8 protein-coding genes are annotated in these 9,503 nt (G+C 65.5%); 4 read left to right on the top strand and 4 right to left on the bottom strand.

From position 1 onward, the window contains the following. Window positions 1-250 precede the first annotated feature (250 nt). Complete coding sequence (locus IP86_RS25785; protein WP_054165300.1) at window positions 251-1,861, top strand: fatty acid--CoA ligase; 1,611 nt, start codon at window positions 251-253, stop codon at window positions 1,859-1,861. Between the two features lie 152 nt (window positions 1,862-2,013). On the opposite strand, the gene IP86_RS25790 is transcribed toward IP86_RS25785, so the two are convergent. Beyond that, window positions 2,014-3,288: an acyl-CoA dehydrogenase family protein gene (locus IP86_RS25790; protein WP_054165301.1), complete on the bottom strand. Its 1,275-nt coding sequence runs from the start codon at window positions 3,286-3,288 to the stop codon at window positions 2,014-2,016. 126 nt (window positions 3,289-3,414) lie between these two features. Between IP86_RS25790 and IP86_RS25795 the strand changes: the two genes are divergently transcribed. Further along, complete coding sequence (locus IP86_RS25795; RefSeq protein WP_054165302.1) at window positions 3,415-4,194, top strand: enoyl-CoA hydratase-related protein; 780 nt, start codon at window positions 3,415-3,417, stop codon at window positions 4,192-4,194. Between the two features lie 297 nt (window positions 4,195-4,491). Here IP86_RS25795 and IP86_RS25800 read toward each other — a convergent pair whose 3' ends face one another. From IP86_RS25800 to IP86_RS25810, 3 genes are read right to left on the bottom strand one after another with little or no spacing between them, the layout of a single operon-like run. Continuing rightward, window positions 4,492-4,866 (bottom strand): DUF6285 domain-containing protein, encoded by a 375-nt coding sequence (locus IP86_RS25800; RefSeq protein ID WP_054165303.1) that lies wholly within the window; start codon window positions 4,864-4,866, stop codon window positions 4,492-4,494. Between the two features lie 57 nt (window positions 4,867-4,923). Further along, window positions 4,924-5,919 carry a phosphotransferase family protein gene (locus IP86_RS25805; RefSeq protein ID WP_054165304.1) on the bottom strand — a complete coding sequence of 332 codons (996 nt, stop codon included), beginning with the start codon at window positions 5,917-5,919 and terminating at the stop codon, window positions 4,924-4,926. A 6-nt stretch (window positions 5,920-5,925) separates the two neighbouring features. Then, window positions 5,926-6,726, bottom strand: coding sequence for an enoyl-CoA hydratase/isomerase (locus tag IP86_RS25810; RefSeq protein ID WP_054165305.1), 801 nt, complete (start codon window positions 6,724-6,726; stop codon window positions 5,926-5,928). A gap of 160 nt (window positions 6,727-6,886) precedes the next feature. Between IP86_RS25810 and IP86_RS25815 the strand changes: the two genes are divergently transcribed. Together IP86_RS25815 and IP86_RS25820 are read left to right on the top strand one after the other, a co-directional pair. Further along, window positions 6,887-7,666 carry an SDR family NAD(P)-dependent oxidoreductase gene (locus tag IP86_RS25815; RefSeq protein ID WP_054165306.1) on the top strand — a complete coding sequence of 260 codons (780 nt, stop codon included), beginning with the start codon at window positions 6,887-6,889 and terminating at the stop codon, window positions 7,664-7,666. Window positions 7,667-7,819: 153 nt separating this feature from the next. Next, a complete protein-coding gene (locus IP86_RS25820; RefSeq protein ID WP_054165307.1) occupies window positions 7,820-9,334 on the top strand; it encodes an acetyl-CoA acetyltransferase in 1,515 nt (504 codons plus the stop codon). Window positions 9,335-9,503: the final 169 nt, after the last annotated feature.

The raw sequence follows: 9,503 nt of genomic DNA on the forward strand, positions 1-9,503 counted from the left end.
GACCCCCACCCCGGCCTCCGCTTCGCTCGGCCGACCCTCCCCGCAAGGGGGAGGGGCTTCAACTCGCGCCGCGCCAACTAACAACGTGTCGATCGAACCGACCGCTCATTTCGATGGGCGCATCGACTGCAACCTACACCCGTAGCTCGCACTCGCCTCCCCGCGACATCCCTCCCCGCTTGTGTTTGCTCGCGAAGCGCGGCAGACTTCGGCCAAACAACAAGCAACTAATAAAAATCAGGGAGAGACAATGTCCGACCTTCAGGAGAAGGCGCCCTCCGCGCCGGCTGTATCGTCCGAGCCGGCCACGCTGGCCGACGTCATTCGCGCGCAGGCCAAGGCGCGTGGCGACGACGTGGTCTACGAATTCGAAGGCCGCATCACCAGCTTCGCGCAGTTCGATGCGCACACCAATCAGATCGCCAGGGCGCTGGCCGCCTCCGGCGTGAAGCCGAACGAGCGCATCGCTTATCTCGGCAAGAACAGCGATTTCTATTTCGAGATTTGGGGCGGCGCCATCAAGGCCAAGGTGGTGATGGCGCCGGTGAACTGGCGGCTGGCCGGCCCCGAGGTCGCCTACATCGTCGAGGACTGCAAGGCCGCGATCCTGTTCGTCGGCCCGGAATTCGTCGATCAGGTCCGCGGCCTCAAGGATCAGATCCCGAGCGTACGCGCTATCATCACCACCGAGGGCGGCGCGCCGGAATGGCAGGACTTTCAGAAGTGGCGCGACGCGCAGCCGAGCGACGATCCACAGGTCGCGATCGCGCCGTCCGACATCGCGATCCAGCTCTACACCTCCGGCACCACCGGCAAGCCGAAGGGCGCCATGCTGAGCCACGCCAACTTCCTGTCGCTGGTCCGCGCCGGGAAGGACAACAAGCCGGAGTGGAACACCTGGACGACCGACGACGTCTCCCTGGTCGCGATGCCGATCTTCCACATCGGCGGCTCCGGCTGGGGCATGATGAGCATCTATCACGGTGCCAAGGGCGTGATCGCGCGCGAGTTCGATCCGACCAAGGTGCTGGATTTCTTCGAACAGTCCGGGATCACCAAGCTGTTCATGGTGCCGGCCGCGATGCAGTTCGTCGTGCGGCAGCCGCGCGCCCGTGAAGTCGATTTCTCGCGGCTGAAGTACATGCTGTACGGCGCCTCGCCGATTCCCGCGGCGCTGCTGAAGGAATGCATCGAGGTCTTCAAATGCGGCTTCGTGCAGATGTACGGCATGACCGAGACCACCGGCACCATCGTGGCGCTGCCGCCGGAGGATCACGTCGAAGGGCTGGAGCGGATGCGCTCGGCCGGCAAGGCGCTGCCGGGTGTCGAGATCGCTATTCTCGATCCTGACGGAAATCCGCTGCCGCCGCGGCAGGTCGGTGAGATCGCCACCCGCTCCGGCTCCAACATGGCGGGCTACTGGAATCTGCCGGAGGCGACCAAGAAGACCATCAATGCCAACAACTGGCTGCGCACCGGCGACGCCGGCTACATGGACGAGGACGGCTACGTCTACATCCACGACCGCATCAAGGACATGATCATCTCCGGCGGTGAGAACATCTACCCCGCCGAGGTCGAGAGCGCGATCTGCGATCATCCCGACGTCGCCGAAGTCGCGGTGGTCGGCGTGCCCGACGAGCAATGGGGCGAGGCGGTGAAGGCCGTGGTGGTGATGAAGCCGGGGAAGGAAGCGACCGCGCAGGACATCATCGGCTTCACCCGCAGCCGCATCGCCGGATTCAAGACGCCGAAGTCGATCGACTTCATCCCGGCCCTGCCCCGCAACGCCTCCGGCAAGATCCTGCGCCGGCATCTGCGCGATCCGTATTGGGTGGGGAAAGATCGGCAGGTGAACTAAGCTGCTAGCACCGTGTCCCGCACGCGGTGCAGCGCGGGGCGCTGCTCCGCAGATGCGGGACCCCGGTTGCTTCATGTCTCACACTAACAGGACCGGGACCCCGGATCTGCGCAGCGGCATTTCATGCCGCAGCGCGTCCGGGGCACGTGACCTCACCGCTTATTGGCTCCCATATAGCCGAATAGGAAGCCCGCGACCTTGCGCATCTGGATTTCTTCGCTGCCTTCGGTGATGCGATAGCGGCGGTGATGGCGGTAGATGTGCTCGAACGGTTTGTGGCGCGAATAGCCGATGCCGCCGTGGACCTGGATCGCGCGGTCGGACGCTTGGCCGCACAGCCGGTTCGCCCAGTAATTGCACATCGACACCTTGTCGGACAGCGTGTGCTCGACCTGCGCCTGGGTCATCTGATCCATTTCCCACGCGGTCTTGCGGATCAAGAGGCGTAGCATCTCGGCCTGGGTCGCAAGCTCGACCAGCGGGAACTGGATCGCCTGGTTGCGCGCCAGCTCCTCGCCGAACGGCTTGCGCTCACGCGCGTACTTCACGCTCTCATTGATGCAGAACACCGCCGCGCCGAGCGACGACGCCGCCTGGCGGATGCGGTTCTCGTGCACGAAGCACTGCGCAAGTGACAGGCCGCGACCGACCTCGCCGAACAGCGCCTCCTCGGTGACGAACACGTCCTTGAACGACACCCGGGGATGGTCGGTCGGCATGTTGAAGGTCCAGAGATATTCCTCGACCTTCACGCCGGGTGCATCGGCCGGCACCAGGAAGCAGGTGATGCCGCGCGCGTCGCCGTCTTTGCCCGAGGTACGGGCGAACAGCGCGCAATGCGTGGCGACGTGCATGCCCGTCGTCCACATCTTCTCGCCGTTGATCACCCAGCCCTTCTTGCCGTCGCGCGTTGCCGGTTCGGCGCGCGTCTCCATGTGGGTGGCGTCGGAACCATGGTCGGGCTCGGTCAGTCCGAACGTGATGCGATACTTGCCCTTGATCGAGCCGTCGATCATCGCCTTCTGATCGTCGCGGCCGTACAGATCCAGCATCTTGACGATCGGAAAGTTGCCGACGATCGAATGCTCGTTCTGCAGGTCGTTATGCAGGCCGAGGCCCTGCGAGGCGAAGTGCTCGCGGATCACCGCCATCCAAAGATTGCTGCCGTCCTGGCCGCCGTAACGCTTCGGGATCGCGAAGCGCAGATGCCCGGCATCGTCGGCGAGGTTCTTCGCCTTGCGCAGCAGCTCTTCCCATTCGTGACGCGGCAGCCCGCCGTTCTCGAAATCGGTCCGCGCCCATTCGCGGCGGTGATCGAAGAAGCGGATGTTGTCGTCCGCCTGTTCCAGCGGCTTGATCTTGGCATCGATGAAGCGATCGAGTTCGGACAGATAGGCGACCAGATCTTGCGGCAGAGAAAGATCCAAGGCGTGCTCCCACGGTCTTCGTGTTGTTGTTGATCTTGTTAAGCGAGTGATTAACATGCGCTGCGCACGACAAGTCAAGCGCGCTTCAGCCGCATCAATTCTGCCCAACGAAAAAAGGACACGTCGATGGCGTTGCAATTCTCCACCGTGACCCGCAAGGGCCCGATCACCATCGTCACGCTGTCGCGGCCCGAAGTGTACAACGCGCTGCATACCGACGCGCACTACGAGCTCGAAGGCGTGTTCAACGACTTCGCGGCGGATCCCGAGCAGTGGGTGGCGATCGTCACCGGCGCCGGCGACAAGGCGTTCTGCGCCGGCAACGATCTGAAGTGGCAGGCGAGCGGCGGCAAGCGCGGCTGGGGCGAGAGCGGCTTCGGCGGACTGACGTCGCGGTTCGATTGCGACAAACCGATCATCGCCGCGGTCAATGGTGTCGCGATGGGCGGCGGCTTCGAGATTGCGCTCGCCTGCGACCTGATCATCGCGTCGGAGAACGCCACCTTCGCGCTGCCGGAGCCGCGCGTCGGCCTCGCCGCCCTCGCCGGCGGCCTGCACCGCCTGCCCCGCCAGATCGGGCTGAAGCGCGCGATGGGCATGATCCTCACCGCCCGCCACGTCAAGGCACAGGAGGGCTATGAACTCGGCTTCGTCAACGAAGTCGTGCCGCAAGGCGAAGCGCTCGCCGCTGCGGAGCGCTGGGCGGAGACGATTTGCACCGTGTCGCCGATGTCGATCCGTGCCTCAAAGCAGACGCTGAGCCGCGGCCTGGAAGTATCGCTGCCGCAAGCGATCGCCGAACAGCGCGACTATCCGGCCGTGAAGGCGATGGTCGCCTCGCAGGACTACATCGAAGGCCCGAAGGCGTTTTCGGAGAAGCGCAAGCCGAACTGGACGGGGAAGTAGTTGGTCGTAAGACCTCTCCCCGTCATTGCGAGCGAAGCGAAGCAATCCATGATCCTGCACTGAGCTGGATTGTTTCGTCGCTGCGCTCCTCGCAATGACGGCAGACGACAATGGCGCACAAGCCCGCTCGTTCGTCATTCCGGGGCGCGAGCGCAGCTCGCGAGCCCGGAATCCATACGCCGCAGCATTTGCTGTGACCCATGGCGGGCACCGAGACTTCGCTCAACGCGCCCCGGAATGACGAACGATAGGTGTCGGACGCGGCGACGGCAAACCGACTCCGGCTCAGCCGACCAACTACTTCTGGCCCATCTCCCGCCGATAGCTTGCGTAGTTCGGCTGATCCACCGCGAGCTTGGCCAGCGTCGTCTGCCACAGATGGTCGGTCAACCCGGGCGTCGACAGGTCCATCGCGCCGGAGGCGATGCGTTCCGACAGCACGCCGTTGAGCTCGTGCAGCGAACCGTCGGCGCCGAGCAATTCTCTCAGCCGCGCCGCCTCGGCCGCGTCACTGTCATCCGCCAGTGCCAGCTGCCGCGTCACCAGATCGAGCGCGTTGATGCCGACGCGGAGCTTGAAGGCCGCGTGGCCGGTGATCTGCGGCGCGATGTGGTCGCGTAGGAAATCGGCCACCGCCTTGATCAGTTCGTCGGGCCTCGGTTCGTCCTGCATCGACTCCTCGTTTAGCTCAGCAAGCGTTTGGTCGCACGCCGACCGTGCGCGTCCGTGTCACCCGCGCGGCGCCAAAAGCCGCAGCAGATCGATTTCGGTTTCCGACGAGCGGCGGCCGATCATCGCGCGTTCCATCGAATGATCGGGTCCCTGCCGGAACCGCTGCATCATGCCGCAGCACATGATGCCCCAGCGCAGCGTGCCCATCACTTCCCAGAACTTGACGCGATCGGCGTCGACGGTGCCGCCCGCCTCCTGATAGCCCGCGAACATGTCCTCGCGCGAGCCTAGGCCGCCGACCGGCTTGTCGATCTCGCCGAACCGCCAGGAATTCACGCAGACCCAGCCGAGGTCTTCCATGGGATCGCCGCAATGCGCCAGCTCCCAGTCGAGCACGGCGCGCACGCCGTCCGGGCCAATGATCAGGTTGCCGTGGCGGAAATCACCGTGAACCAGCGTGACCACTTTCGATGCGCCGGGATCGTGATCGGCGAGCCAGCGCAACGCCAGCTCGAATACCGGGCGCGGCCACTCCATCGCGCGATAATCGTCCCGCAACAGCCCGATCTCCTCGGTCGAGCTGATCGTGCGCAACGCGGGCAGCGCGGCGCGATCGATGCCGTGCAGGCCGGCCAGAATGCTGCCGATCTGCCGCGCCAGCTTCGGCCGCGCAGCGGCGAACTGATCGTCGCGCAGGATTTTGCGCGGGATGGTTTCGCCCTCGACCCTCTGCATAATGAAGCCGGCACCGAGCTGATCGTCCTCGGTCAGCACGTGCAGCACGCGCGGCGACGGCACGCCGGCGTCGTAAGCCAGCCGCATCAGCTCCGCTTCCGCATCGAGCCCCGCAGCGCGGCCCGACACGCTGCCGTAGCCCGGCGGCGAGCGGCGCAGGATCGCGGCGATGTCGCCGTCAGGCCGCTCGATCACGAACGACCACGTCTCCTGGCTCGCGCCGCCGGACAGCTGCGCGGCGGCGCGAACACCCGTGGCGCCCGCGCACCAGCGTCTGACGCTGTGCGCGAGCGCGTCCGCAATCGCGGCCTGAGCCATGCGCGGTTACTTGCCCTTGAACTGCGCGGGACGCTTTTCGAGGAACGCACCGACGCCTTCCTTGAAATCGTCGGTCGAGCCGGCGATGCGCTGGCATTCGAATTCGAGGTTGAGCTGGTCCTCGAACGAATTCTCCGACGAATCCCAGTACATCTTGCGGATCAGCGACAGCGCGATGGTCGGGCCGTTGGCGAGTTCCTGCGCCAGCTTCATGGTCTCGGCCCACAGCTCGGCATCGTCGTAGACGCGATTGACGAGGCCCCACTCCAGTGCCTTCTCGGCCGGCAGCTTTTCGCCGAGCAGCGACAATTCGACCGAACGTGCCTTGCCGACCAGGCGCGGCAGCAGCCAGGTCGAGCCGCAATCCGGCACCAGGCCGATGCGGCGGAACGCCTGCAGGAAGTAGGACGACTTGGCGCACAGGATCATGTCGCCCATCAGCGCGAAGCTCATGCCGGCGCCGGCGGCCGGACCGTTGACCGAAGTGACGATCGGGCAATGCAGCTTGCGCAGCCGGCGCAGGAACGGATGGAAGGCGGTTTCGAGCGCAGCTCCCGCGCCCTTGCCGCTCTGGCTCATGTTGTTGCCGGAGTTGCGGCCCTGCAGATTGGCGCCGGTGCAGAACGCGCGGCCAGCACCGGTGATCACCAGGCAACGTACTTCGGCGCGCTTGTCTTCGATCGCATCGAGCGCTTCGCCGAGGCCGCCCAGCATGTCGATCGACACCGCGTTCATGACTTCCTGATGATCTAGCTTCAGGACGGCGACCGGGCCTTCGAAATCGAGCGTGACGTGTTTGAACTGCATAGTTTCCTCGCTATGGCCGCGTTATTCCGCGGAATGGAAGGCCTCTTTCGGCGAAGCCATATTTGATTTTTGCGGCGCGCTTGTCCATGGTCGAGCCACGATAACAGCGCGCTGCCGTGGTGCACGGTTTAGCGCCCAACAACAAAAATGGAAACGCTGTATGAGCATTTTCGATCTGAGCGGCCGCGTCGCAGTGGTCACCGGCGGCAATGGCGGCATCGGTCTCGGCATGGCGCAGGCGCTTGCCGCCGCGGGCTGTAACGTCTCGATCTGGGGCCGCAATCCGGACAAGAACAAGGCCGCGGTCGCGAGCCTCTCCAGCTTGCCCGGCAAAGCCGAGTCGCACGTTTGCGACGTCACCGATCCGGCCTCCGTGAAGGCGGCGATGGACGCGACGCTGAAAGCTTTCGGTCGCGTCGACGGCTGCTTCGCCAATGCCGGCATCGGCGGCGGCGGACGGCATGCGTTCATCGATCGCACCGAGGAACAGTGGCGCTCGATGTTCGCCACCAATCTCGACGGCGTCTTCCACGCCTTCCAGGCCGCGGCGCGGCACATGACGGAGCGCGCCGCGAACGGTGATGCATTCGGCCGGCTGGTTGCGACCTCCAGCCTCGCCTCGATCTTCGGCACCGCGCGCAACGAGCACTACGCGGCCACCAAGGCGGCGATCAACGCGCTGGTCCGTGCGCTCGCGGTCGAACTCGCCCGCCACAACGTCACCGCCAACGCGATCCTGCCCGGCTGGATCAAGAGCGACATGACCGCCGGGATCATGGGCAACGACAAGTTCGTCGGCAACGTCATGCCCCGCATCCCCGTGCGCCGCTTCGGCGAGCCTGAAGATTTCGGCGGCATCGCGGTGTATCTGATGAGCAAGGCGTCGTCGTATCACACCGCCGACACGTTCGTGATCGACGGCGGCTACACGGCGTTCTGAGTTCTTCATTGGAGTCTCTCGTCGTCATTGCGAGCGAAACGAAGCAATCCAGATGCCGCGTATCCGGCGCTGGATTGCTTCGTCGCTTCGCTCCTCGCAATGACAACGTCCGGCTCTGACGATCGCCTCTCTCCACTAACAAGAAGAATCGCCATGATCAGCCAGCTCCCGCCCGAGCGCATTCCCGTTATCGTCGGTGTCGGCGAAATCGCCGATCATCCCAAGGACATCGCGCAAGGGCTGGAGCCGCTGGCGCTGCTGGAAGCCGCGGTACGGCGCGCCGGTGACGACAGCGCCGCCGGCCTGCTTCGCGACATCGACTCCCTCGACATCGTCAACTTTCTGAGCTGGCGTTATCACGATCCCGAGCAGCAACTCGCCAAGCGTCTCGGCGTGACGCCCAAGCACTGCTTCTACGGGCCGGTGGGCGGCGAGAGCCCGATCCGTTTCATCCACGAGGCGGCGCTACGCATCCAGCGCGGCGAGGCGAATGTCGCCGTGGTGTGCGGCGCCGAGGCCCAGTCGACCGCAACCAAGGCGGCGCGCGCCAAGCTCGAGCTACCGTGGACGCCGTTCGCCAGCGATGCGCCGGAGCCGAAGCGCGGCGCGGCGTTCCAGAAGCCGCTGGCGACGCAACTCGGCGTCGCCCGGCCGATCACCGTGTATCCGCTGTACGAAGCCGCAACGGCGGCGCATTGGGGCCAGACGCCGCGCCAGGCGCTCGCGGAATCCGGCGTGCTGTGGTCGCGCTACGCGGAGGCCGCCGCGGCGAACCCCAATGCGTGGATCAAACGCGCCTACAGGCCGGACGAAATCACCACGCCGTCCGCCGACAACCGGCTGATCGCCTGGCCCTACACCAAGCTGATGGTCGCCAATCCGAGCGTCAATTTCGGCGGCGCTGTGCTGCTGACCTCGCTGGCCCGTGCGCGGGCGGCCGGCATCCCTGACAGCCAGCTGATCTACATCCACGGCGGCGCCTCGGCCGAAGAGCCGCGCGACTTTTTGGCGCGCGATCAGTTCATGCAGAGCCACGCGCAGAACGCTGTGCTGGAGACCATCTTGGCGATGGTCGGCGGCAACGGCCGCACCTTCGATGCGATCGAGCTGTACTCGTGCTTCCCGGTGGTGCCGAAGATGGCTCGCCGCACGCTCGGGCTCGGCGACGACGTGCAGCCGACCGTGACCGGTGGCCTGACGTTCTTCGGTGCGCCGCTCAACACCTACATGACCCACGCCGCCTGCGCGATGGTGCGCAAGTTGCGCGCCGGCGGCAAGCTCGGCCTGCTGTACGGGCAAGGCGGCTTCGTGACCAAACACCACGCGCTGGTAGTGTCGCGCGAGGCGGCGCAGGCGGCGCTTGATGAAAACGTCAGTGTGCAGGCAAAGGCTGACGCGGCCTACGGCGACGTGCCGCCATTCGTCACCGACGTGACGGGCGACGCCATCATCGAGAGCTCGACGGTGATCTACACCGGCCGCGGCGACGTCGAGCACGGCGTCGTGGTGCTGCGTACGCCGGACGGCGCCCGCACGCTGGCGCGCGTCCCGGCGCAGGATCAGGCAACGCTCGCGGTGCTAACGGATTTGGATCGCACCCCCGTCGGCGCCCGCGGAGCGATTACGGCAGGCGCCGATGGCGTGCCGGAGTGGCGAGCGGGGGGTTAGCGGCAGAACGGAACGCCACACTTCGACTCTATCGCCGTCCCCCGTATAGCGTCACCGGACATGCGGCCCGTAACGTCAGGTACATTCGTTTCCACACGTCATGCCCGGCCTTGTGCCGGGCATCCACGCCTTGCCGCCGCAAATGCGGAAAAGGCGTGGATGGGGGGGG

This window comes from Rhodopseudomonas sp. AAP120 (assembly GCF_001295845.1).
Lineage (GTDB): Bacteria > Pseudomonadota > Alphaproteobacteria > Rhizobiales > Xanthobacteraceae > Rhodopseudomonas.

What these genes read in the sequence shown, in the direction of transcription:
- IP86_RS25785 (WP_054165300.1), top strand. Translation starts at nt 251, where the DNA reads ATGTCCGACCTTCAGGAGAAGGCGCCCTCCGCGCCGGCTGTATCGTCC.
- IP86_RS25795 (WP_054165302.1), top strand. Translation starts at nt 3,415, where the DNA reads ATGGCGTTGCAATTCTCCACCGTGACCCGCAAGGGCCCGATCACCATC.
- IP86_RS25800 (WP_054165303.1), bottom strand. Translation starts at nt 4,866, where the DNA reads ATGCAGGACGAACCGAGGCCCGACGAACTGATCAAGGCGGTGGCCGAT.
- IP86_RS25805 (WP_054165304.1), bottom strand. Translation starts at nt 5,919, where the DNA reads ATGGCTCAGGCCGCGATTGCGGACGCGCTCGCGCACAGCGTCAGACGC.
- IP86_RS25810 (WP_054165305.1), bottom strand. Translation starts at nt 6,726, where the DNA reads ATGCAGTTCAAACACGTCACGCTCGATTTCGAAGGCCCGGTCGCCGTC.
- IP86_RS25815 (WP_054165306.1), top strand. Translation starts at nt 6,887, where the DNA reads ATGAGCATTTTCGATCTGAGCGGCCGCGTCGCAGTGGTCACCGGCGGC.
- IP86_RS25820 (WP_054165307.1), top strand. Translation starts at nt 7,820, where the DNA reads ATGATCAGCCAGCTCCCGCCCGAGCGCATTCCCGTTATCGTCGGTGTC.